General features: G+C 75.1%; 21 protein-coding genes. 4 read left to right on the plus strand and 17 right to left on the minus strand.

What is annotated here, in order from left to right; all coding sequences use genetic code 11:
* Nucleotides 1-32: 32 nt before the first annotated feature.
* On the minus strand, nucleotides 33-2,198 hold the full coding sequence (locus tag AUV08_RS01260; RefSeq protein WP_061866858.1) for an alpha/beta fold hydrolase: 2,166 nt from the start codon (nucleotides 2,196-2,198) through the stop codon (nucleotides 33-35).
* A 95-nt stretch (nucleotides 2,199-2,293) separates the two neighbouring features.
* Nucleotides 2,294-2,743 carry a DUF3806 domain-containing protein gene (locus AUV08_RS01265; RefSeq protein WP_061866859.1) on the minus strand — a complete coding sequence of 150 codons (450 nt, stop codon included), beginning with the start codon at nucleotides 2,741-2,743 and terminating at the stop codon, nucleotides 2,294-2,296.
* A gap of 229 nt (nucleotides 2,744-2,972) precedes the next feature.
* Between AUV08_RS01265 and AUV08_RS01270 the strand changes: the two genes are divergently transcribed.
* A complete protein-coding gene (locus tag AUV08_RS01270; RefSeq protein WP_061866860.1) occupies nucleotides 2,973-3,449 on the plus strand; it encodes a low molecular weight protein-tyrosine-phosphatase in 477 nt (158 codons plus the stop codon).
* A gap of 102 nt (nucleotides 3,450-3,551) precedes the next feature.
* Here AUV08_RS01270 and AUV08_RS01275 read toward each other — a convergent pair whose 3' ends face one another.
* The 9 genes from AUV08_RS01275 to ftsH are packed head-to-tail and all read right to left on the minus strand — an operon-like array spanning nucleotide 3,552 to nucleotide 11,885.
* Nucleotides 3,552-4,502, minus strand: coding sequence for a Rossmann-like and DUF2520 domain-containing protein (locus AUV08_RS01275; protein WP_061866861.1), 951 nt, complete (start codon nucleotides 4,500-4,502; stop codon nucleotides 3,552-3,554).
* Complete coding sequence (locus AUV08_RS01280) at nucleotides 4,499-6,178, minus strand: PH domain-containing protein (RefSeq protein ID WP_061866862.1); 1,680 nt, start codon at nucleotides 6,176-6,178, stop codon at nucleotides 4,499-4,501. The genes AUV08_RS01275 and AUV08_RS01280 overlap by 4 nt, the downstream gene beginning before the upstream one ends.
* Nucleotides 6,175-6,687, minus strand: a complete 513-nt coding sequence (locus tag AUV08_RS01285) for a PH domain-containing protein (RefSeq protein ID WP_061866863.1) — start codon at nucleotides 6,685-6,687, stop codon at nucleotides 6,175-6,177. Before AUV08_RS01285 ends, AUV08_RS01280 begins: the two co-directional genes overlap by 4 nt.
* Nucleotides 6,668-7,201 carry a DUF3180 domain-containing protein gene (locus tag AUV08_RS01290; protein WP_049145361.1) on the minus strand — a complete coding sequence of 178 codons (534 nt, stop codon included), beginning with the start codon at nucleotides 7,199-7,201 and terminating at the stop codon, nucleotides 6,668-6,670. The genes AUV08_RS01285 and AUV08_RS01290 overlap by 20 nt, the downstream gene beginning before the upstream one ends.
* Nucleotides 7,198-7,842 (minus strand): 2-amino-4-hydroxy-6-hydroxymethyldihydropteridine diphosphokinase, encoded by a 645-nt coding sequence (gene folK / locus AUV08_RS01295; protein WP_061866864.1) that lies wholly within the window; start codon nucleotides 7,840-7,842, stop codon nucleotides 7,198-7,200. The genes AUV08_RS01290 and folK overlap by 4 nt, the downstream gene beginning before the upstream one ends.
* On the minus strand, nucleotides 7,839-8,219 hold the full coding sequence (gene folB / locus AUV08_RS01300) for a dihydroneopterin aldolase (protein ID WP_061866865.1): 381 nt from the start codon (nucleotides 8,217-8,219) through the stop codon (nucleotides 7,839-7,841). Before folB ends, folK begins: the two co-directional genes overlap by 4 nt.
* Nucleotides 8,216-9,130, minus strand: a complete 915-nt coding sequence (folP, locus tag AUV08_RS01305) for a dihydropteroate synthase (protein ID WP_061866866.1) — start codon at nucleotides 9,128-9,130, stop codon at nucleotides 8,216-8,218. Before folP ends, folB begins: the two co-directional genes overlap by 4 nt.
* Before the next feature lie 26 nt (nucleotides 9,131-9,156).
* The gene (folE, locus tag AUV08_RS01310; protein ID WP_020625291.1) at nucleotides 9,157-9,777 is read right to left on the minus strand and encodes a GTP cyclohydrolase I FolE; all 621 of its coding nucleotides are present in this window, start codon (nucleotides 9,775-9,777) and stop codon (nucleotides 9,157-9,159) included.
* Between the two features lie 17 nt (nucleotides 9,778-9,794).
* The gene (ftsH, locus tag AUV08_RS01315) at nucleotides 9,795-11,885 is read right to left on the minus strand and encodes an ATP-dependent zinc metalloprotease FtsH (RefSeq protein WP_061866867.1); all 2,091 of its coding nucleotides are present in this window, start codon (nucleotides 11,883-11,885) and stop codon (nucleotides 9,795-9,797) included.
* Nucleotides 11,886-12,279: 394 nt separating this feature from the next.
* Here ftsH and AUV08_RS01320 point away from each other — a divergent pair, with 394 nt between their 5' ends.
* Nucleotides 12,280-13,344, plus strand: coding sequence for a type IV toxin-antitoxin system AbiEi family antitoxin domain-containing protein (locus AUV08_RS01320; protein WP_061866868.1), 1,065 nt, complete (start codon nucleotides 12,280-12,282; stop codon nucleotides 13,342-13,344).
* Between the two features lie 40 nt (nucleotides 13,345-13,384).
* Here the strand turns inward: AUV08_RS01320 and hpt are convergent, their stop codons facing one another.
* From hpt to dacB, 4 genes are read right to left on the minus strand one after another with little or no spacing between them, the layout of a single operon-like run.
* The gene (gene hpt, locus AUV08_RS01325; protein ID WP_020625288.1) at nucleotides 13,385-13,936 is read right to left on the minus strand and encodes a hypoxanthine phosphoribosyltransferase; all 552 of its coding nucleotides are present in this window, start codon (nucleotides 13,934-13,936) and stop codon (nucleotides 13,385-13,387) included.
* A 49-nt stretch (nucleotides 13,937-13,985) separates the two neighbouring features.
* Nucleotides 13,986-15,185 (minus strand): tRNA lysidine(34) synthetase TilS, encoded by a 1,200-nt coding sequence (gene tilS / locus AUV08_RS01330; protein WP_036380815.1) that lies wholly within the window; start codon nucleotides 15,183-15,185, stop codon nucleotides 13,986-13,988.
* Nucleotides 15,172-16,401, minus strand: coding sequence for a zinc-dependent metalloprotease (locus AUV08_RS01335; RefSeq protein WP_036380812.1), 1,230 nt, complete (start codon nucleotides 16,399-16,401; stop codon nucleotides 15,172-15,174). Before AUV08_RS01335 ends, tilS begins: the two co-directional genes overlap by 14 nt.
* Before the next feature lie 34 nt (nucleotides 16,402-16,435).
* Nucleotides 16,436-17,746: a D-alanyl-D-alanine carboxypeptidase/D-alanyl-D-alanine-endopeptidase gene (dacB, locus tag AUV08_RS01340; protein ID WP_231862044.1), complete on the minus strand. Its 1,311-nt coding sequence runs from the start codon at nucleotides 17,744-17,746 to the stop codon at nucleotides 16,436-16,438.
* Between the two features lie 220 nt (nucleotides 17,747-17,966).
* Between dacB and AUV08_RS01345 the strand changes: the two genes are divergently transcribed.
* Together AUV08_RS01345 and AUV08_RS01350 are read left to right on the plus strand one after the other, a co-directional pair.
* Nucleotides 17,967-18,554 carry an inorganic diphosphatase gene (locus tag AUV08_RS01345; RefSeq protein WP_041104660.1) on the plus strand — a complete coding sequence of 196 codons (588 nt, stop codon included), beginning with the start codon at nucleotides 17,967-17,969 and terminating at the stop codon, nucleotides 18,552-18,554.
* Nucleotides 18,555-18,641: 87 nt separating this feature from the next.
* Nucleotides 18,642-19,271, plus strand: coding sequence for a hypothetical protein (locus tag AUV08_RS01350; RefSeq protein ID WP_041104661.1), 630 nt, complete (start codon nucleotides 18,642-18,644; stop codon nucleotides 19,269-19,271).
* Between the two features lie 27 nt (nucleotides 19,272-19,298).
* Here the strand turns inward: AUV08_RS01350 and AUV08_RS01355 are convergent, their stop codons facing one another.
* Together AUV08_RS01355 and serS are read right to left on the minus strand one after the other, a co-directional pair.
* Entirely contained in the window at nucleotides 19,299-20,108 is an 810-nt protein-coding gene (locus tag AUV08_RS01355; RefSeq protein WP_041104662.1) for an HAD family hydrolase, read from the minus strand.
* Nucleotides 20,109-20,234: 126 nt separating this feature from the next.
* Entirely contained in the window at nucleotides 20,235-21,518 is a 1,284-nt protein-coding gene (gene serS, locus AUV08_RS01360; RefSeq protein ID WP_002858254.1) for a serine--tRNA ligase, read from the minus strand.
* Nucleotides 21,519-21,623 lie beyond the last annotated feature (105 nt).

Raw genomic sequence — 21,623 nt, forward strand, 5'->3', positions numbered from 1 at the left:
CCGTCACGATGCGCGGCACCGGGCCCGGCGACTCAGCCCGCCGTCGACGACGGCCGCGTCAGTCCCAGCGTCTCCGGGGCCGTCGGGGCGCTGTCGCCGAGGACGTGCTCGCCCAGGAAGCCGAGGACGACCTCGTACCAGACCTTCGCGTGCTGCGGGGCGAGGATCCAGTGGTTCTCGTGGGGGAAGTAGAGGAACCGGTGGTCGGTGGTGCCGTCCGCGGCGGCCGGCCGCCCGGACTTCGCCAGCAGGTCCGACCACAGGCGCAGCCCCTCGCCGATCGGCACGCGGTAGTCCTTATCGCCGTGGATGACGAGCATCGGGGAGACGATCTCGCCCACGAACCGGTGCGGAGAGTTCTCCTGCTGCATCTGCTCGTCCATCTCGCGGGCCCAGTAGAACGCGGCGTCCGTCGTCGGGCCGAAGCCGTCCAGCGCCCACAGCGAGGCGTGCGTGACCACGCACCGGAACCGGTCGGTGTGCCCGGCCACCCAGTTCGCCATGTAGCCGCCGAACGAGCCGCCCATGGCGGCGGTGCGGTCGCCGTCGACGTCCTCACGCGCCACGACGGCGTCCGTGAGCGCCATCAGGTCCGTGTAGGGCGCCTGGCCCCAGCGGCCCCAGCCGCGTTCGATGAAGTCCTGGCCGTAGCCCGTGGACAGCGCCGGGTCCGGCAGCAGCACCGCGTAGCCGCGCGCCGCCATGATCCACGGGGTCCAGCGCCAGCTCCACGCGTTCCACGAGCCCAGGGGCCCGCCGTGGATCCACAGCAGCAGCGGGTGACCGCCGGCCGGCGCCTCCCCCTCGGGGAGCACGAGCCAGCCGCGCACGTGCGTGCCGTCCTCGGCGACGGTCTCCACGTCCTCGAGGGTGCCCGGGATCGCGGGGCGCTCCACGGGGTTCGGCAGGCGCGTGGTCTCGCCCGTGGCCAGGTCGATCCGCGCCACCTCCGGCGGGAACAGGTAGGAGGAGCGGACGCCGTAGGCCGTGGCCCCGTCCGGGGAGAGCACGATGTCGGTCCACGCCTCGTCCTCCCGGGTCACCTGCGCGACGGCGCCGGTGACCACCTCGATGCGGAACACCGGGCGGCGACCCTCCGAGTCCGCGAGCGCGATCACCGCGGAGTCGTCCGGCAGCCACGCGACGACGTCGGCCCAGCGGTCCCAGCCGTGGGCCAGGGGCGTGGTCTGGCCCGTGGCCGTGTCCATCACGTACAGGCGCGGGTGCACGGCGGAATGCGGGGTGGAGTCGGGGGTGCGGACGACGACGGCGCGCGTGCCGTCATGGCTGACGGGGCCGACGGCCACGTCCTCACCGGGGACGTCGTGCAGGACGCGGTGCTCGCCCGTGGCCAGGTCCACGCGCACCACCGTGCCCTCGCGCACGTTGCCGCGGGCCTCGGCGGTGGCGGCCGTGGTGAGCAGGAACGAGCCGTCCGGGGCCACCTGTGCGCCGATCCCGAACGCGTGGGAACGCGGGAATCCGGAGACGTGGCGCAGGTGGTGCGCGACGTCGTCGGCCTCGGGAGCCAGGCCGGAGGCGGCGGGGCCGGGCTCGGCGACGTCGGCGTCGGTGGCGGGCTCGCCCTGCGGGTCCGGGCCGGGCTCGAGGACGAAGAGCTCGGGGCGGGCGGGGCCGAGGTCGTGGTCCCAGAAGCGGATGGGGTAGCCGGTGTGCAGGATGGCGTCCACGCCGGCGTCCCTGCGGGTCTGCGCGAGGGCCGCGTGCTCGGCCTCGGTGGTCGCACCGAGCAGCCGGTCCGCCGTGACGACCACGCGGTCCGCCGCGGAGGCGCACGTGACCGCGGCGACGCCGCCCGGGCGGGAGAGCACCACGCGCGCCTCGCCGCCCCGGGCCGGCAGGGCCCACAGGGCGTTGCGCTTCTCGGCCTCGGCGTCGGCGGGGTCGGGACGGGCGGAGGTGAAGAAGAGGGTGCCGTCCGCGGCGAACTGCGCGCCGGCCTCGCCCTCGCGGGAGCGGGTCAGGCGGTGGGCGGGGCGCTCGCCCGCGGGGTCGACCTCCCAGAGGGCGGTGGCGTAGCCGGTGCCCTTCGCGTCCCGGGTGGCGACGGTGGTCACCAGGCGGGCGCCGTCCGGGCTGAGGGTGAGACCGGCGACGCGCGGCAGGGCGGTGAAGGCGTCGAGGTCGTGGAAGGGGGTGGCGGGGGTGTTGTCCGGGGTGTCCGGGGTGGAGGTCATGCGTTCGTTTCTATCGGCCTGCACGTGATCCGGGCAACACGGAGGGCGGCGGGGTGGTGGCCTCGACGGCGGGCCGCCCCGGTGCCCGCCGCGCCTCAGGCGCCGGGCAGCGCGCCGGCGTCGGCCCGGATCTGCTGGAGCTGCTCGCCGAGCCAGTCGACGTACCCGCCCATCCACTCCCCCGTGGCCTGGTCGTTCCAGCTCTGGCCGACCACCGGCTGCGGGAAGACGACGGCGTCCGAGAGGGTGTCCCGCAGCGCGAGGGCGGGCCCCTCCTCGTCCGCGACCGTCACCCACTGCATGCCGTGGCGCGCGCCCAGGTGCTCGCCGAGCAGCACCGCGACGACGTCCAGCAGCACCGCCAGCTCCTCGGGGTCCAGCTCGTCGGCCTCCGCCTGCGAGCGGGCCAGCACGGCGTCGTAGTACGCGGCGACCGCGTCCAGGTCCAGGTGGTCCACGCCCTCCTGCGCGGCGAAGTCGCGACGGACGCGCACCCACTCCCGCTCGGGCTCGGTCAGGGGGCTCATCTCGGGCTGGTCGGTCATGGCCTCCATCCTGCCAGGCGCGTCGGGCGCCGCCGTCGCCGGAACGGGCGGCGCCGGCCGCGCTTTCGTTCGAGAAACGGCGAGGAACCGGGGGGACACACCGCCGGAGGCCTGCGATCCCCCAGCGGGAGCACTCGTGGACGCGCCCGATGTCGTGCCGCCAGCGACGAGGCGAGCGTGCGGGCCGTCGTCGTCCGCCGCCCCCGACCGGACTTGAGACACTGGCCCCATGCGCATCATGACCGTCTGCCTGGGGAACATCTGCCGCTCGCCCGCCGCCGAGGCCGTGCTGAACCGCAAGCTCGCGGAGGCCGGTCTCGACGACGTCGAGGTCACCTCCGCCGGCACGTCCGACGAGCACGTGGGCGCCCGGCCGCATCACCTCACCCGCGAGGTCGGCGGCGAACTGGGCTACGAGTTCCCGACGGTGGGGGTGCAGCTGTCCGCCGACCTCGTGGACGACGCCGACCTGATCCTCGTGATGGACGAGGCCAACCTCGCCGACGCGCGGCGGCTCGCGACCACGGACGAGCAGCGGGACCGGATCCACCTGATGGGCGAGTTCGCGTCGGATGCGGACAGCGCCGGGGTGCGCGAGGTCCCCGATCCGTACGGGTATCCGCGGCCGCAGTTCGAGGAGATGTACCGGCAGATCGAGGACGCAGCAGACGGCGTCGTCGCCGCGATCCGCGACGGCCGCCTCTGACGGCCGGGGCGCGGCCCCGGACCCGCCGTTTCCCGAACGAAAACGGTCCGGGACCCGCCGTTTCCCGAACGAAAGCGGGGGGCGGGGGCGGCGGGGGGTCGGTCAGTCGTCGTGGGGGTCGTCGGAGTCGTCGAGGACCTCTCGCAGCCGCGCCGCCGTGTCCGCGCGCAGGGTGCCGCGGGTCTCGGCGCGGTCGGTCGTCGCGCGGGCGAGGGTCTCCCACACGGCCCGCACGTCCGGGGGCAGTCCCCCGGCCTCGAGCTCCCCGAGGGTCTCACGGTGGGTCCGCAGCGTGTCGACGTCACCGCGGGCCACGGGGCCGGTGAGGGCGCCGTCGCCGTCCGTGAGCGCGTTCTCCAGCGCGGCGGTCATCAGTGAGCGCAGCACCCGCTCCGGGTCGGCCACCCCGATCGTCTCCAGGATCTGGCGGGCCTGCGCCGTCAGCGTCACCAGGTGGTTCGACCCGTGGGACAGCGCCAGGTGGTAGGCCGCCCGGTCGGCCTCCTTCACGACCACGGGCTCGCCGCCCATCTCCACCACGAGCGCCTGGGCCACGGGCAGCACCACGGGGTCCGCGGTCACGCCGAACACGCAGTCCTGCAGCCGGGCGACGTCGAGGCTCAGCCCCGTGAACGTCATGGCCGGGTGGATCGCCAGGGGGATCGCCCCGTGCGCGCGCACCGGCTCCATCACCCCCACCCCGTAGCGGCCGGAGGTGTGCACGAGCAGGTGGCCGGTCTGCACGTGGCCCGCGGCGGCCAGGCCGGCCACGAGCTCGCCCAGCGCGTCGTCCGGGACGGCGAAGACGACCATCTCGGAGCGGCGCAGGATCTCGGGGATCTCCAGGACGGGCACGCCCGGCAGGAGCATCTCCGCGCGGTCCCGCGAGGCCTCGGAGACGGCGTGCACGCCCGTGATCGTGTGGCCCGCAGCCCGCAGCGCCGAGCCCAGCACGGCCCCCACTCGACCCGCGCTCACCACGCCGACGCCCAGCCGCCCGGGCCGCTGCGCCGGGTCATGCGGGTCCAGGCTCAGGTCGAGTCCGCCGGTCATCGCTCCTCCTCGCCGCGCACGGCGGGGACGTCTGCCCCGCTCTCCTCCCCGACGACGACGCCGCCGCCGACGCCGGCCCGCGCCAGTTCGCGGCGGCCCACCTCGGTGGCCGCGACCTCGCGCGTGCGCTGCTCGAAGCGGGCCAGCTCCTCCGGGCGCATCCACTGGTCGCGGTCGGCGAGGCGACGTGAGACGGCCGCGTGCCGTGCCTCCCGGGCGTACAGGTCCACGGCCACGTCCTCGTCGAGGTCGCGGACCACGGCGTTCGCCCCCGCGACCCACACGCGCACCGTGGCCAGGCCCAGGCGCCGCTGCACCGGCCCCTGCACCAGCTCGGCCGCCTGCACGCGCTCGTGCTGGAGGGTCTGCAGCCGGCGGTTCAACCAGCCGCTGCGCACCACCAGCAGGGACCGCGTCGTCGTGAAGCCGATCCGCCGCCAGGCGAACCAGTTGAACCACCACCTGCCGCGCCGCGGCACGTGCTGGAAGCCCCCCTCCGTGCCGGAGCCGTGCACGCCCAGGTGCATGAGCCCCGCGGGGGTCAGCCCCTGCGCGGCGCGCGGATCATCCTCCAGGCCCGGGTCCGGGGCCACGACCGTGAGGACGCGGAGCACGTCCTCCCACGGACCGACGGGCAGCGCCACGTCCCGGGTGCCGTCGGACTCCTGCAGGTAGCCGGCCACCGCCATGGTCACCCGATACCAGCCGAAGGGCCGCCAGAACAGAGGCTGGGAGACGGTCACCCCCTGCACCCGCCCCGGCGGGACGGTCTGGTGGGTGGTCTCGGTGAGCCCGTGCCGCAGTCGCAGCCCGTCGGTGGAGCGGCGCACCTGGAAGCCCCAGCCGGCGTTCAACCGGGACCACGCGACGCCGGCCACGGAGAACAGGGCGGGCAGGGACGCAGCCGCGCCGATCCCGGTCAGGGTCTCCCCCTCGTCCAGCACCGCCTCGGGCAGCAGCGCGACCACGAGGGCGAGGCCGGCCAGCCAGATCAGGGACCCGGCCAGCACCCCCAGCACGCCTCCGGAGAGCAGGACGGAGCCGAGGAGCCGCCCCGCGGGCACCTGCAGCATGAGTTCGCCGGCGTCCGCGGCGTCGGCGTCGGGGAGGCCGGGCTCGGCCGCCCGCTCCGGCGCGGACGCGTCCGCCCCGGCTCCCCCGAGCATCCCCGACGCGCGGTCCAGGATCTCCCGGCGCACCGCTTCGGCCTCGGCGCGGCGCAGGAAGGACAGCTCGAGCGCGGACTCGCCGCCGTCGGCCGCCTCGACCTTCACTGTGGCCAGCCCGAGCAGCCGGGCCACGAGGGGGTGCTGCAGGTCCACCGCCTGGATGCGGTCGTAGCGCATCTGCCGGCGGCTGCGGAAGAGCCAGCCCTGGCGCAGCTCGATCCGGTCCTCCCCGCAGCGGAACCGGGTGAACCACCAGGAGAAGAAGAACACGAGGCTGATCAGCAGGGTGACCCCCAGCAGGATGCCGCCGGCCACGAGCAGGCTGCCGTCGCCGCCGCCCGGGGCGTCCTCCCCGCTGAGCCGGCCCGCCGCGAAGTCCTCCACCGCGTTGCGGCCCGCGAAGAACAGGATCAGCAGCAGGAAGGTCCAGCCCCGCACCCAGGGCGAGGCGGGGTGGACGCGGACCCAGCCGGCGTCGTCGGCGGGGGGCGGGGCGGCCGCGCTCACAGGCCCGCCAGCCGCGCCTGGCCGCGCGCCATGAGGACTTCGCGCAGCTCCTCGGCCCTCTCGCGGGGCACGCCCTCCAGGGTGACGTCCCCGCCCGCGGCGGCGGTCTTCAGGGTGAGGGTCTGCAGCCCGACCCGGCGCAGCAGCGGACCGTCCGACACGTCCACGTACTGCAGGCGGCCGTACGGCACCGCGTGCACGCTGCGGAACAGGATGCCCTCGCGCCACAGGACGTCGTCCTCGCGCTCGGCCCAGCCCATCGCGCGCACGCGCCGCGGGATCAGGATCAGGTCCACGATCCAGGACACGACGACGACGGCCGGCAGCCCCCACGCGACCCACGCGGCCATCCCCGCCCACGGGCCGGTGAGCTTGAGGATCAGCGGCACGGAGAACGCGGCGAGCCAGATCAGGTGGCCGATGGACGTGGCGATGAGATTCACCGTGGTCAGCCGCGGCGAGGCCGGCGTGAAGGCCACGCCGCTCAGGTCAATGCCGGGCACGGGCATACCCTCCTTCGGTCTCGGGACGGGCCGGTCGGCCGCGGCCCGGGGACCCATCCTGCCCACGGCCGCCCTCGGGCGCATCCTCCTCAGGGGGGATCCGGCACCACCGTTCGACGATCAGCCCCACCACCAGCAGGACGAGACCGCCGACGGCCTGCAGGGCGGCCTCCCGCACGGTCGGTGCCTCCACGCCGGCCCGCAGCAGCACCTGCACCGCCACCCCGGCGTGCCACCCGCCGAGGGCCGCTCCCGCGAAGCCGGAGGCCTGGCCGAGCACGAGGGTGCGGGCCGCGGCGAGCGGGTCCATCCGCGCGGCGGCGGGCTTCTCCCGGTCGCGGCGCACCCGCCAGCCCAGCGCGAGGCACAGCACGGAGACCGCGGCCACGGTGATCAGGCCGCCGCGGCCCACCACGGGCGCCGGCCAGCCCAGGGACGGCGCGGCGAGCCCGGCCAGCCAGCCGAGCACGGCGGCCACCAGCACCACGAGCAGGGTCCACCCGGAGCGCAGCGCGATCACGTGGCCTCCCTCCCGAGGGCGTCCGGGCGTGCCGGGCGGAGCGGGGCGACGTCGTCGGTGCCGGCCAGCAGCCGGTGCCGCTCGGGCTCCTGACGGCGCACCCCGGGGGCGTCCGCGGCGACGGCGGCGAGGTCGGCGACGGGCGTGCCGGCGAGCGTGGCGTCCGCGTCGAGCCACAGCCACGGCAGCAGCACGAAGGCCCGCTCGGCCGCGCGGGGGTGCGGCAGGGTGAGGTCCGGGTGGTCGCTGCGCACGTCTCCGTAGGCGATCACGTCCACGTCCAGGGTGCGCGCGCCCCAGCGGACCTCACGCCGCCGATGGTGGTCCTGCTCGAGCCGGTGCGCCACCGCGAGCAGCTCCCACGGCGCGAGGTCCGTGCGCAGCGTGACCACCTGGTTGAGGTAGTCGGGCTGGCCCGGCGGCCCGCCCACGGGTGTGGTGACGGCCCGGGGCGAGGCCCGGACGTCCGTGATGTGCGGCAGCGCGGACAGGGCGGCGACGGCGGCGTCGAGCGTCTGCGCCGGCTCGCGCAGGTTGGCGCCGAGGGCCAGCACGGCCGCGACGGGCGCGTCCGGGCGGGCGCCCAGCTCGGGGACGGGCGCGGGGCCCTCGGCCGGGTGCGACCAGTCGACGGTGCTCACGCGAGGTCCTCCCGGGTGCGGTGCACGGTGACGGCGGCGTCCGCGAAGTCGTGCGGGATGGGCGCCTGCGGCTTGTGCACGGTGACCTCGACGGCGGCCACCACGGGCTGCTCGGCGAGGACGGCGCGGGCGATCCGGTCGGCGAGGGTCTCGATCAGGTCCACCGGCTCCCCGGTGACCAGGCGGACCACCGTGTCCGCGACCTCGGCGTAGTTGGCGGTGCGCGCGAGGTCGTCGCCGGCCGCGGCGGGGCCGGCGTCGAGGTGGAGGACGACGTCCGTGACGAACGGCTGCCCGTCCCGGCGCTCGTGGTCGAAGACCCCGTGGTGCCCGACGGCGGACAGCCCGGCCAGGCGGATGCGGTCCCGGGCGCTCACGGCAGCACGTCCTCGGAGACGGGCTCACCCGGGGCATGCGCCCCGACCCAGGCCGCGGCGGCGCGGACGGCGTCGGCGCTGGCGCGCACGTCGTGCACGCGCACGCCCCACGCGCCCTGGGCGGCGGCGAGGGCGGAGATGGCCGCGGTGGCGGCGTCGCGCGCGGCGGGCGGGGCCGGGGTGCCGTCGTCGTCCGCCAGCAGCGTGCCCAGGAACCGCTTGCGCGAGGCGGCGACGAGCACCGGGTGGCCCATGGCGCGGAGCCACTCGAGGCCGCGCAGCAGCTCCCAGTTCTGCTCGCCGGCCTTCGCGAAGCCCAGGCCCGGGTCGACGATCAGCTGCGCGGGCTCGACGCCCGCGGCGAGGAAGCGGCCGGCCACGTCCCGCAGCTCGCACACGACGTCCGGGACGGTGTCCTCGTAGACGGCCAGCCCGTCCATGGTCTGCGGGTTCCCGCGGTTGTGCATGAGGATGTACGGCGCGCCCGACGTGGCGATCAGCGCCGGCATATCCGGCTCGTGGGCGAGGCCGGAGACGTCGTTGACGATCACCGGCCCCAGCGCCAGGGCAGCCCGGGCGGTGGCGGTGTGGCGCGTGTCCACGGAGACGACGACGTCCTCGGCCAGCAGCGCCTCGATCACAGGGAGGATGCGCTCCTGCTCCTCGGCCGGCGGCACGGCGTGGGCCCCGGGGCGGGTGGACTCCCCGCCCACGTCCACGATGTCCGCGCCGTCCGCGACCATGCGCCGGGCGTGCTCGACGGCCGCGCGGACGGTGGCGTGCTCCCCGCCGTCCGAGAACGAGTCAGGGGTGACATTGAGGATGCCCATGACCAGGGTCCGATCCGCGAGCAGCCGCCCCAGCAGGGCGCGGTTCGCCTCCCGCGCCGCCGCGTCGATGCTCTCGTCCACGTGTCCTCCTCCGCCGTCGGTGGTCCTCAGCCGTGCATGATGAGGCTCATCGCCTCCGAGCGCGTGGACGGATCCCGCAGCTGGCCGCGCACCGCCGAGGTGACGGTCTTCGCGCCCGGCTTGCGCACGCCGCGCATGGACATGCACATGTGCTCGGCCTCCACCACCACGATCGCCCCGCGCGGGGCCAGGTGCTCCATGAGCGCCTCCACCACCTGCGTGGTCAGCCGCTCCTGCACCTGCGGACGCCGCGCGTACAGCTCCACGAGACGGGCCAGCTTGGACAGCCCCGTCACGCGGCCCTCGGCGGAGGGTATGTAGCCGATGTGCGCGGTGCCGTGGAACGGCACCAGGTGGTGCTCGCAGGTCGAGTAGAACGGGATGTCCTTCACCAGCACGAGCTCCTCGTGCGCGATGTCGAACGTGGTGCCGAGCACCTGGTCCGGGCTCTGGTGCAGGCCCGCGAAGAACTCCGCGTACGCCTTGGCCACCCGCGCCGGGGTGTCCGCCAGGCCCTCGCGGTCCGGGTCCTCACCGATCGCCAGCAGGATCTCCCGCACCGCCGCCTCGATGCGCGGCCGGTCCACCGCGGTCGAGTCCGGGTCGAACGTGCCGGGGACGGCGTCGTCGGGGGTGTGGGCTGTCATGCGGGCCTCCTGCGCGGTCAAAAGGTCGGTCCCTCGCCGGGGCCCGGCGTGTTGCTCGGACCGCCGTGCGGCGGCAGGCCGGGGCCGGCCGCGTCCCCGCCCAGCGACGACGGCGGCGCACCCTCCGGACGCACCGGCACCGTGGTGCCCTCGACGCCGACGGGGGTCTGCTCCCCGCCGTCGTGGCGCGAGCGGCGCTCGGAGGGGGAGAGGACCGGCGGGATGTCCTGCGGGAGCCGGTCGTCCGAGGCCAGCCACACGCCGCGCTCGGGCCGCTTGCGCACGTCCGCGAAGATGGCGGCGATGGCCTCCTGGGTCAGCGTCTCCTTCTCCAGCAGCTCGTAGGCCAGCCGGTCCAGGACGTCCCGGTTCTCCGTGAGCACCCAGTGGGCCTCGGCGTGGGCCTGGTCCAGCAGGGTGCGGACCTCGGCGTCCACCAGGTACGCGAGCTCCTCGGAGTACTCACGGGAGGAGCCGCCGGCGGCGCCGCCCACGAAGGGCTCGGAGCTGCCGCCGCCGAGCTTGACCGCGCCCACCTTGGCGGACATGCCGTACTCGGTGACCATCTTGCGGGCCGTGTCCGTGGCCTTCTGGATGTCGTTCGCGGCGCCCGTGGACGGGTCCTTGAACACGATCTCCTCCGCCACGCGCCCGCCCATCGCGTACGCGAGCTGGTCCAGGAGCTCGTTGCGGGTGACGGAGTACTTGTCGTCCTCCGGGACCACCATCGTGTAGCCCAGGGCGCGGCCGCGGGGCAGGATCGTGATCTTGGTGACCGGGGCGGAGTTGCGCAGCCCGGCCGCCACGAGCGCGTGGCCGCCCTCGTGGTAGGCGGTGACCTTGCGCTCGTGCTCGTTCATCAGGCGGGTGCGCTTCTGCGGGCCGGCCATCACGCGGTCCACGGCCTCGTCCAGGGCGTGGTTGTCGATCACGTTGTTGTTCGAGCGCGCCGTGAGCAGCGCGGCCTCGTTGATCACGTTGGCCAGGTCCGCACCCGTGTAGCCGGGGGTGCGCTTGGCCAGGGCGCGCAGGTCCACGTCCAGGGCGATCGGCTTGCCCTGCGCGTGCACCTCGAGGATCCTGGCGCGGCCCTCGAGGTCCGGGGCGTCCACGGGGATCTGGCGGTCGAAGCGGCCCGGGCGCAGCAGCGCCGGGTCCAGGACGTCCGGGCGGTTGGTCGCGGCGATCATGATGACGTTCGTGGAGGCGTCGAAGCCGTCCATCTCCACGAGCATCTGGTTCAGGGTCTGCTCGCGCTCGTCGTTGCCGCCGCCGATGCCTGCGCCGCGGTGCCGGCCGACGGCGTCGATCTCGTCCACGAAGATGATGGCGGGGGCGTTGGACTTGGCCTGCTCGAAGAGGTCGCGCACGCGCGAGGCGCCGACACCCACGAACATCTCCACGAAGTCCGAGCCGGAGATCGAGTAGAACGGCACGCCGGCCTCACCGGCCACGGCCTTGGCCAGGAGGGTCTTGCCCGTGCCGGGCGGGCCGTAGAGCAGCACGCCCTTGGGGATCTTGGCGCCCACCGCGCGGAAGCGGTCCGGCACGGTGAGGAACTCCTTGATCTCCTGGAGCTCCTCCACGGCCTCGTCCGCGCCCGCGACGTCCTTGAACAGCACGTCCGGGTTGTCCTTGTTGATCAGCTTGGCGCGGGACTTGCCGAACTGCATGACCTTGCCGCCGCCGCCCTGCATGCGGGACATCAGGAACCAGAACAGCAGTGCGATGAGCAGGAACGGGACCATGAAGCCGAGTAGCGAGAGGAACCAGTTGCTCCGCACCGGCTCGTCCGTGTAGCCGTCCAGGGCCGAGTCGTCCACCGCGGTGACCACGTCCGTGGCGCGCGCGCTGGCGAAGTAGAAGTAGACCTCCTTGCCGAGGTCCCGGTCGTCCTGCTTGTAGGGCTCACGCAGGGTGAGGTCCACGCGCTGGTCCCCGTCCACCACGCGGGCCTGCGCGGCCTTGTCGTCCTTCAGCAGGGCCATGCCCACGTTGGTGTCCACCACGGTGCGGCCGCTCTGTGACGTGGTCAGCGGGATCGCGACGGCGAGGACCAGCAGGCCCAGCAGGATCCAGACGTAGGGCTTGTTGAACAGCTTCTTCACGGTCCGAGTGTCTCCTGGTCTGCCGCGGGGGCCGGGCTGCCCGGGGCGGCCGCCGTGCGGCCGGGGCCGGCGCAGGGCCGACGTCGCGCCCGGGTCAAGCCCCCACGGTACCGGCCCGGCCCGGGTGTCCGCTGACTGTTCGCGTCAGGTGGACAGGGCGCGGGCGGTCGGCCGGCGGCGACGTCGGCCAGCGCCGTCTTGACGCCCACCGGGAATGCGAGAGGTCGGAATGGCGCGTGGATGGCGCCTCGGAGCGACCGCTCGCGTGACAGGTCGCCGGCGCTGCGGTCGCGCCCCTGTGTCCCCTCCTGCACAGACCCCCGTGCACCCGCATTCCTCCCCAGGCCGGCGGCGGCTCAGGACGCCGCCCGCCCCACCGCGCCAGGCTGGCACCATGCGTCACCCCGCCCCGCTTCCCGCGGCCTTGCTTCACGGCCCCTTCACCGCCGCGCAGGCGAGGGCCGCCGGCATCGACCGCAACCGGCTGCGTCGCTCCGACGTCGAACGCCTCGCCCGGGGCCTCTACCGCCGGCGTGAGGCCACCCCGGCCGCCGTCGAACGCCCCGTGGCCGGCTCCTCCCCCTACCGGTGGAGCACCCCGCTCTCGGCCGCCCAACGCGAGCTGCTGCTGCGGCTCGCCCGGCACCGCGCCACCACGGTGGTGTCGCACCAGACCGCAGCCCGCGCCCGGGAGATCTGGCTGCCGGAGCGACTGGACGCGGAGGACGGCGTCCACGTGAGCCGCCCGCGGGACCGTGGCCGCCTCGCCCTCCCCGGCGTCACCTCCCACCGGACGGCACTCCCGCCCGCGGACGTGGAGGGCGTGCGGATCGGCGGCCTGGCCTGGTACGTCACCGCCCCGCCCCGTCTCTGGGTCGACCTCTCGGCCCTGCTCGACGACGACGAGCTCGTCATCCTCGGCGACCATCTCGTCCGCCGGGCGCAGCTGTCCGGCGGCCCGGACGCCGCCGAGCGGACCCGGGCGGCCCTGGCCCAGGCGGCCGAAGCGAGCCCGTCCGCGCACAACCGACGACGACGGCTCCGCACCGCCGCCACACTGGTCCGGGTGGGGGCGCACTCGCCGAAGGAGACGCGGCTCCGGCTCGCGCTGAGGGCCGCCGGGCTCCCCGAGCCCGCACTGCAGCTCGAGGTCTGGGACCCGGAGTTCTCCCTGCACCACCCCGCGACGGCGGACCTGGGCTATCGGCAGGCGAGAGTGGCCCTGCACTACGACGGCGGCCACCACGGTGCGGATCGCCAGATCGATCGCGACGTGCAGCGCAACGCGGCCTTCGAGCGACGGGGCTACCGGAACATCACCGTGTCCTCCTCCGACGCTCGCCGCGGATTCACGCGCGTGTTCGTGGAGGTGCGCCGTCACCTCGGGGACGCCGGCGACCTGTCACGCAAGGAGTCGGAATGGGGCGTGAATGGCACCTCAGAGCGACCGCTCACGTGACAGGTCGCTGCTGCGGCGGCCACGCCGGGCCGGGCCCCGGTCAGCTGTACACGTGCGGGGCGAGCGTGCCCACGAAGTCCAGGTTGCGGTACTTCTCCGCGTAGTCCAGGCCGTAGCCCACCACGAACTCGTTGGGGATGTCCCGCCCGACGTACTTCACGTCGATGTCCACCTTCATGGCCTCCGGCTTGCGCAGCAGGGTGCAGATCTCGACCGAGGCCGGGCCGCGGGACTCCAGGTTGGCCTTGAGCCAGGACAGGGTCAGGCCGGAGTCGATGATGTCCTCGACGATCAGCACGTGCCGGCCCGTGAGGTCCGCGTCGAGGTCCTTGAGGATGCGGACCACGCCGGAGGACTTGGTGCCGGAGCCGTAGGAGGAGACCGCCATGAAGTCCAGCTCCACGTGGGAGTGCAGGGCGCGGGTGAGGTCGGCGACCACCATCACCGCGCCCTTGAGCACGGCGACGATGAGCAGGTCCTTGTCCGCGTAGTCGCGGTCGATCTGGCGGGCCAGGTCCGTGATCGTGTCCTGCACGTCCTCGCGGGACATGAGGACGTGGCTGAGGTCGTTCTGGACATCCTGTGCGTCCATGCGCCGCTCCTGGTGAGTGCTCGTGCGGGAATGCCGGGCCGGGCCGCAGTCAGGGACCGGGCAGGCAGGGGATGAGGTCCAGTCTGGCACACGCCCGATGCACGGCCACCCCGCCGGGCAGCTCCACCGGACCGGCCGACGTGCCCCCCGCGCGGGCGCCCGTCACGAGGGCGTCCACCGCGAGGATCCGTTCGCGGGGCGGGGCCTGCCCTCCCGCGGCGCGGGCGGCGCGCGCGATCACGCGGTGGCGCACGGCGGCGGGCAGCGCGGCCAGGGCGTCCAGGTCCAGGGAGACGACGCGCGGGTCCCCGGCGGGCGGGTCGACGCGCAGCCGGGTGACCTCGTCGCCGGCCCATGCGTCGAGGGCCGCGGCGTCCTCGGCCGCGATGGCCGCGGTGCGCACCAGCCCGACCCGCACGCCGGGGCCGAGGCCGGCGTCGGGGTCCTCGAGCGCGGGCAGCACGCGGGTGCGGACCCGCGAGCGCAGCAGCGCGGGATCGCGGTTGTGCGGGTCCTCGAACCAGGTCAGCCCGGCCCAGCGGCAGATCGCCTCGGTGTCCGCGCGGGCCAGGCCCAGCAGGGGTCGGACGACGGCGGCCCCGCCCGGCAGCGTCCCACGCGCCGGGATCCCCGCGAGGGACCGCGTGCCGGACCCGCGCGCGAGCCCGAGGAGGACCTGTTCGGCCTGGTCGTCGGCGGTGTGGGCGGTGAGGACGACGGCGGCGCCCGCCCCCGGGGCGGCGGCGCCCTGCCCCGCGTCTCGGGCGGCGGCGGCGAGGGCCACCCGGCGGGCACGCCGGGCGTCGGCCTCCGGGCCGTCGCCGGTGCGGGCCACCTCGACCCGCGTGACGGTGACCGGGGTCAGGCCGAGGATGCGGGCGACGTCGGCGGCGGCCGCCGCCACCGCGTCGCTGCCCGACTGCAGCCCGTGGTCCACCACGGCCGCGCCGATCGGGCCGAGCCGCGCACCGTCCCGGGTGCCCACGAGGACGGCGCAGGCCACGGCGAGCGCGAGGGAGTCGGCGCCGCCGGAGAGGGCGACGAGCCCGCGGGGGCGATTCCCCGCCCGGCCCGGCCCGGCATCCGCGCGACAGGACCCGTCGCCCGCGAGGGCCTCCCGCACCGCCGCGACGGCCCGGTGCAGGGGCTCGGGCCAGCGGGTGCGCGGCGGCCATGCGCCGACCGCGGGCAGGCCGCCGGCCCCGCCCGCCGGCGTCGGCCCCGGGTCCCGCGCCTCAGGCCTGGGCACGGATGCGCGCCACCCACGTCTCGGGGGCGTGGAGCTCGGCCTCGCTCGGCAGCAGCTCGGGGGCGTCCCAGACCACGTTGAACCCGGCCATGCCGAGCTCGGCCACGGCGGCGGCCACGAACCTCTGACCGTCGCGGTACTGGGCCATCTTGGCGTCCATGCCCAGCAGGCGGCGGAGCATGCGGTCCAGGGGCGACCGGCGGTCGCCGCGCTCGTCGAAGCGACGGCGGATGGTCTTGACGGACGACACGACGGAGGAGTCGACGCCGTCCATCACCACGTTCGCGTGCCCCTCGAGCAGGGACATCACGGCCGTCAGCCGGGACAGGCGCTCCCGGTCCTCCTCGTCCTGGATCGCCCCGAGCAGGCCCGGCGCGGGTCGGGCCGGGGCCGCGTCCTGCGCGTCGTGTCCGTCCCGTGTCCCGGTCCGGCCGGCGTCGGCCTCCCGACCCAGCGGGTTCGCCGCCGCGAGCGCGGTGCGCAGGCGCTCGGGCAGGGACTCGGCCCTGTCGAACAGGCCGACGGTGAGCGCGGTGATCTCGGCCCGCAGGTGCTCGCGCAGCCAGGGCGCGGCAGCGAACTGCACGCGGTGGGTCTGCTCGTGCAGGCACACCCAGAGGCGGAAGTCCGCCGGGTCGACGTTGATCTCCGCGCGCACCTGCGCGACGTTCGGGGCCACGAGCAGCAGGCGTCCGCCGGCGGGACCGGCCGCCGTCCCCCCGGGGCCGGGCAGCGCGATGAACGGGTCGTACTGGCCGAGGATCTTCCCGGACATCCACGCGAGGATCCCTCCCATCTCCAGGGCGGTGGCGTGCCGGGTGACGCGGGTGGTGGCGGCGGCGTGCTCGCGGGGCCGGGTGTCCCGCAGGTGCGCGAACGTGGGGTCCAGCAGGGTGGCGAAGGACTGCGTGGCGGCGCGCGACCAGGTGGGGCGGTCCACCACGAGCACCTGCGAGTCGCGCAGGTCCCGGGCCGCCTCGAGCCCGGTCAGGCGGTGGACGTGCGGCACGGCGGCCTCCGCGGCGGCGCGCAGGCCCTCCGCCTCGCGCGTCGCCTCCCGCGGCGTGAACCGGGGGCCGGCGGCGGCGAGGGACCGTGCGGTCCGTGCCGCGAAGGCCCAGTCCACCGGGTGGGCGACGGCGGGGGCCGGCTCGGCGGGGGCGCCCGGCTCGGCGTCCGCGGCGCGAGGGCGGTCGGTCGCGTGGTGGTCGCTCATGGGCTCCATCAGATCACAGGGCCCGGACCTCGGATCAGAGCCCGGCGACGGCGCTGACGGCCTCATCGACCGCCGCGCGCGCGGGCTCCAACTTCCACTGCAGATCCGAGCAGATGATGCTGAACGCGAGGACCCGCCCGGACGTCGTGGTGACGGTGCCGGTGAGGGAGACCGTCTGGTCGAGCGTGCCGGTCTTCGCGGCCACGGCCTGCCGCGCGGGGGCATCCGGGAACCGGTCGCCCAGGGTGGAGTCCTCGCCGGGCCGCGGCAGGCCCTCCAGCACGGTGCCCAGGGCGGGCGTGCGGGCCACCCCGGCCACGACGCCGGCCAGCTGGCCCGCGCTGACCCGGTTGTCCGGGGAGAGTCCGGAGGAGTCCACGAGCGCCATCCCGGCGGTGTCCACGCCGAGGTCCTCGGCGGTGGCCGTCAGCAGCTGCGCGGCACCCTCGTGGGTGGCGGGCAGGTCGGCGGCGGGCGCGGCCGCGTGGGCCAGGGCCTCGACCACCTGGTTCTCCGAGTGGGCCAGCAGGTACGCGACCTGCTCCCCCACGGGCGCGGACTCCACGGCCGCGACGGGGGCGGCGGCGAGGACCGTGGCGCGCGGCACCTCGGTGGCCGGGATCGTGTCCCGCAGACCCACCTCGAGGTCGGCACCGGAGGCGGCCACCGCGTCGTCGAGGGCGGCCTGGAAGGTGAGCGCGGCGAACTGCGCCGGGGCCTCGATGCGGTCCTCCCCGGTGCCGGGGGCCTCGCGACCGCCGTAGGTGGCCAGCGGCTGCACCGGCGCGACGTTGCCGCTCTCCGGGATGTCCGGCGTCCAGCGCGGGTTCAGGGCCTTGCGGTCGGTGAAGAGCCGCAGGTCCGTGCTGACCACCACCTGCCCGGTGACGCCGTCCTCGACGAGTCCGGCCACGGTCCGCTCCGCGAGGGTGCGCAGGCCCGCGCGGCCGGAGACGTGTTTCGAGTCCGAGGCGCCCGTGCCCAGCAGCACGTCGCCGCCGCCCACGAGCACCAGCTCGGTGGCCGCGCCGTCCGCGGTGGGCTGGGCCACCACGGTGGTCTGCAGGGTCGTCTCAGGACCCAGGGCGGAGACGATGGCCGCGGCGGCGAGCACCTTGAGCGAGGACGCGGGGGCCACGGGCTCGTCCGCGTCCCGCGCGTAGAGCACCTCGCCGGTGGCCAGGTCGCGGAACTCGGCGGAGACCGTGCCCGGGGACGTCTCCAGCCCCGGCTCGACGGCGGCCGCCACCTGGGCCGCGGTGGGGCCGGCGGACGGGGACGACGACGTCGGCTCGGCGGTCGTCGACGAGGCGGGCGCGCTCGACGGGGCCGTCGGTGCGGTCACGGGCCCGCAGGCGACCAGGGCGGCCGTGAGCGCGGCCAGGAGGACGGCGGGGAGCGAGCGGCTCCGGCGGTGTTCCGTGCGTCGATCCCGACGCCCAGCGCGCCCCGTGTCCACCTGTCCCATGCGTCCATCATGACGGACGCCCCCGGTAGGCTGACGGCAGCACCGCCGGGCGGCGCCGCGCCGCCCGGACACCCCACCCTCTGTGCGAAGGAGAGTCATGGCGCACGACGTCACCATCGAGATCCCCGCGGGCTCCCGCGTGAAGTACGAGTTCGACCACGAGACCGGCCGCCTGCGCCTGGACCGCGTGCTCTTCACCTCCATGCAGTACCCCACGCACTACGGCTACTTCGAGAACACCCTCGGCGAGGACGGCGACCCGCTGGACGCCCTCGTGTACCTGCCGGGCTTCGACCTGGTGCCGGGCTGCGTCGTCGAGGCCCGCCCGATCGGCGTGTTCAACATGACCGACGACGGCGGCGGCGACGCCAAGCTGCTGTGCGTCCCGGCGGACAAGCGCTACGACCACATCACCGAGCTCGAGCACGTGGAGGAGTCCCTCAAGCAGGAGATCGAGCACTTCTTCACCCGCTACAAGGACCTGGAGCCGGGCAAGTGGGTCAAGGCCGAGGGCTGGGAGGGCCGCGCGGCGGCCGAGGCCGAGCTCGAGGCCTCCATCCAGCGCTTCAACGCCGAGGGCGAGGAGTCCCCGACCGACGAGCCCCAGGGCCGCGAGGTGGACACCGAGGAGGCGCAGCCGGCCACCGAGGAGGGCGAGGAGACCGACGAGCCCCAGGGCCGCTGACCCCCGCACCGCCCACGCGCGACGCCGGCCGCTCACCCCTCGGGGTGGGCGGCCGGCGTCGTCTGCGGGCTGGCAGAATCGACGACCATGTTCGTGCTCACCATCAACCAGCGGGACACCCTCGACGCCGGCGACCGCGTGGACACGTTCCTGCGCGCCCTCCAGGACGTGCCGGGGCTCGGCGACGCCGTCGTGCTCCCGTTCCAGCGCGCCGTGGGCGACGAGCTGATCGGCGCCGTCGAGGACCCGCGCGTCGCCGTGGACGTGGCGCTGCGCGCCCTGCGGCAGCGCCGCTGGAACGTGGGGGTCGGCGTCGGGACGGTGACGCACGCGGACGGTGCGGCGGGCGCGCCCGCCTCCGGGGACCTGCACGACGCCGGCGGGCCCGGTCTCGCGGCGGCGCGGCGGGCCGTGGAGGCGGCGGCCGTGTCCACCGCGCGGATCCCGTTGGCCGTGCGCGGCCGGGACGAGGAGGCGGCCGCCGAGGCCGAGGCCGTGCTGCGACTCGTCGGGCAGCTCGTGTGGTCCCGGACCGACGCCGAGTGGGCGGTGCTGGACCTGCTGGTGCCCGGGGTGCGCGGCCAGCAGAAGCCGGCGGCCGCCGCGCTCGGGATCACGGCGCAGGCGGTCTCACAGGCGGTGCAGCGCTCCTACTGGAACGAGGAGCACGCCTGCCGCCCCGCCGCCGCGCGCCTGCTCACGCTGGCGGGGGGCTGACCCGGCGGCCCGGGCCGGTCGCGCCGCTCAGACCGCGGCCGGCTCCTCGAGGAGCGAGCGCAGCACCGTGGCGAGCCCGTGCTCGTCCACGTGCCCGGTGACCTCGTCCGCGGCGGCCACGACCTCCTCCACGGCCTGGCCCATGGCCACGCCGCGGCCGGCCCAGCGCAGCATCTCGATGTCGTTGCGGCCGTCGCCCACGGCCACGGTGTCCTCGGGGGCCACCTTCAGCACGGTGCGCAGCGCCTCGAGCCCGGACGCCTTGGTCACGCCCGCCGCGGCGACATCGAGCCACGCCGTCCAGCCCACGGAGTAGGTCACGCCGGACAGACCGATGCCCTCCACCGCACGGCCGAACTCCTCGGCGGAGGAGTCCGTGGAGAACACCACGAGGCGCACGGCCGTGGTGTCCATGAGCTCCTCGAACGTGACGCCCTCCGCGGCCACGCCGAAGGACATGTCCTGGAACCGCTCGGTGGAGCGGAAGGTGCCGTCCGGCAGCTCGAGCGCGTACTTGGCGCTGGGCAGGCGGTGGCGCAGCTGGGTCAGGACCGAGCGCGGGTCGAAGGTGCGCAGGTCCGTGACCTCGTAGCCCTCCTCCAGCTCGGGGTCCAGGCGCAGCGTGACACCGCCGTTGGAGCACACCATGAAGCCGGCGCCGATCCCCAGGGAGCGGGCCACGGGCAGGGTGGCCGCGCGGGAGCGGCCCGTCGCGATGACCACGTGGTGCCCGGCGTCCAGCACGGCCCGCACGGCCGCGCGCACGGGCTCATGCAGATGGCCGTCATGGTCCACGATCGTTCCGTCCACGTCCAGGCACACGAGCTTCTTCGTCATGACCCCCACCCAACCACACGGCCCGGACACGACGGCGACGCGCGGGTGAACGGCGGGGGCGCCGCAGGGGCGCCGCGGGGCAGGCGGGCGAGGCGGCCGACGCCGCCGGGGGACGACGTCGTCCGCTCAGACCAGCTCGAAGCGCTCCATCCCGCCGAGGTAGGGGCGCAGCGCGGCGGGCACGGTGACCGAGCCGTCCGCGTTCTGGTGGTTCTCCAGGATCGCCACGATCCAGCGGGTGGTGGCCAGGGTGCCGTTGAGCGTGGCCACCATGCGGGTGCCGCCCTTGGAGCCGTCCTCCGTGCGGACCCGCTCGCGGATGTTGAGGCGGCGGGCCTGGAACGTGGTGCAGTTCGAGGTGGACGTCAGCTCGCGATAGGTGCCCTGCGTGGGGACCCATGCCTCGCAGTCGAACTTGCGGGCGGCGGAGAGGCCGAGGTCGCCGGCGGCGATGTCGATCACGCGGTACGGCACCTCGATGGCGCCCAGCATCCGCTCCTCCCACGCCAGCAGGCGCTCGTGCTCCGCCTCCGCGTCCTCCTGTGCGGCGTAGATGAACATCTCCAGCTTGTTGAACTGGTGCACGCGGATGATGCCGCGGGTGTCCTTGCCCGCCGAGCCCGCCTCACGCCGGTAGCACGTGGACCAGCCGGCGTACCGGACGGGGGCGCTCACGTCCATGATCTCGTCCGCGTGGTAGCCGGCCAGGGCCACCTCGGAGGTGCCCACGAGATACAGGTCGTCGCGCTCCAGGCGGTAGATCTCGTCGTCATGCTCGACGTCGAAGCCGGTGCCCTGCATGGTCTCCGGGCGCACCAGGGTGGGCGGGATGACCGGCACGAAGCCGTTCTCCAGGGCCAGGTCCAGGCCCAGCTGCATCAGGGCGAGCTCGAGACGCGCGCCCACGCCCTTGAGGAAGCTGAACCGGGCGCCGGACACCTTCGCGCCGCGCTCCATGTCGATCGCCCCGAGCAGCTCGCCGAGCTCGAGGTGGTCGCGCGGCTCGAAGCCCTCGGCGGCGAAGTCGCGCGGGGTGCCGACCTCCTTGAGGACCACGAAGTCGTCCTCGCCGCCGGCCGGGACGCCGTCGACGATCAGGTTCGGGAAGGCGCGCTGCAGCTCCGCGAGGCGGGCCTCGGCGGCGCCGGCGGCCGACTCGGCCTCCTTCACGCGCGCGGCCAGGTCCTTCACCTCGGCCAGCAGGGCCTGCTTCTCCTCGCCCTTCGCCTGGGCGACACGCTTGCCGAAGGCCTTCTGCTCCGCGCGCAGCTGCTCGAAGCCCGCGATGGACGAGCGGCGGGCCGCGTCTGCCTCGACCACGCGGTCCACGAGGGACGCGTCCTCCCCGCGGGCCTCCTGGGAGGCGCGGTACTTCTCGGGCTGCTCGATGAGGTCCTTGACGTCGATCACGTGCGCCAGCCTAGCTGTTGTGGGTCATGAGGTTCTTGCCACGGGGTACGGGCTGAGATGAGACGAGCGGGCCCCGCCCGGCAGGATGGAAGTTCCTACACCACC

Origin of the sequence: Micrococcus sp. CH7 (assembly GCF_001595485.1) — a bacterium.
Classification (GTDB): domain Bacteria; phylum Actinomycetota; class Actinomycetes; order Actinomycetales; family Micrococcaceae; genus Micrococcus; species Micrococcus luteus.

Bases quoted from the DNA above. Each gene is read 5' to 3' on its own strand.
- AUV08_RS01260 (WP_061866858.1), bottom strand. From the start codon at position 2,198: ATGACCTCCACCCCGGACACCCCGGACAACACCCCCGCCACCCCCTTC.
- AUV08_RS01265 (WP_061866859.1), bottom strand. From the start codon at position 2,743: ATGACCGACCAGCCCGAGATGAGCCCCCTGACCGAGCCCGAGCGGGAG.
- AUV08_RS01270 (WP_061866860.1), top strand. From the start codon at position 2,973: ATGCGCATCATGACCGTCTGCCTGGGGAACATCTGCCGCTCGCCCGCC.
- AUV08_RS01275 (WP_061866861.1), bottom strand. From the start codon at position 4,502: ATGACCGGCGGACTCGACCTGAGCCTGGACCCGCATGACCCGGCGCAG.
- AUV08_RS01285 (WP_061866863.1), bottom strand. From the start codon at position 6,687: ATGCCCGTGCCCGGCATTGACCTGAGCGGCGTGGCCTTCACGCCGGCC.
- folE (WP_020625291.1), bottom strand. From the start codon at position 9,777: ATGACAGCCCACACCCCCGACGACGCCGTCCCCGGCACGTTCGACCCG.
- AUV08_RS01320 (WP_061866868.1), top strand. From the start codon at position 12,280: ATGCGTCACCCCGCCCCGCTTCCCGCGGCCTTGCTTCACGGCCCCTTC.
- hpt (WP_020625288.1), bottom strand. From the start codon at position 13,936: ATGGACGCACAGGATGTCCAGAACGACCTCAGCCACGTCCTCATGTCC.
- AUV08_RS01335 (WP_036380812.1), bottom strand. From the start codon at position 16,401: ATGAGCGACCACCACGCGACCGACCGCCCTCGCGCCGCGGACGCCGAG.
- AUV08_RS01345 (WP_041104660.1), top strand. From the start codon at position 17,967: ATGGCGCACGACGTCACCATCGAGATCCCCGCGGGCTCCCGCGTGAAG.
- AUV08_RS01350 (WP_041104661.1), top strand. From the start codon at position 18,642: ATGTTCGTGCTCACCATCAACCAGCGGGACACCCTCGACGCCGGCGAC.
- AUV08_RS01355 (WP_041104662.1), bottom strand. From the start codon at position 20,108: ATGACGAAGAAGCTCGTGTGCCTGGACGTGGACGGAACGATCGTGGAC.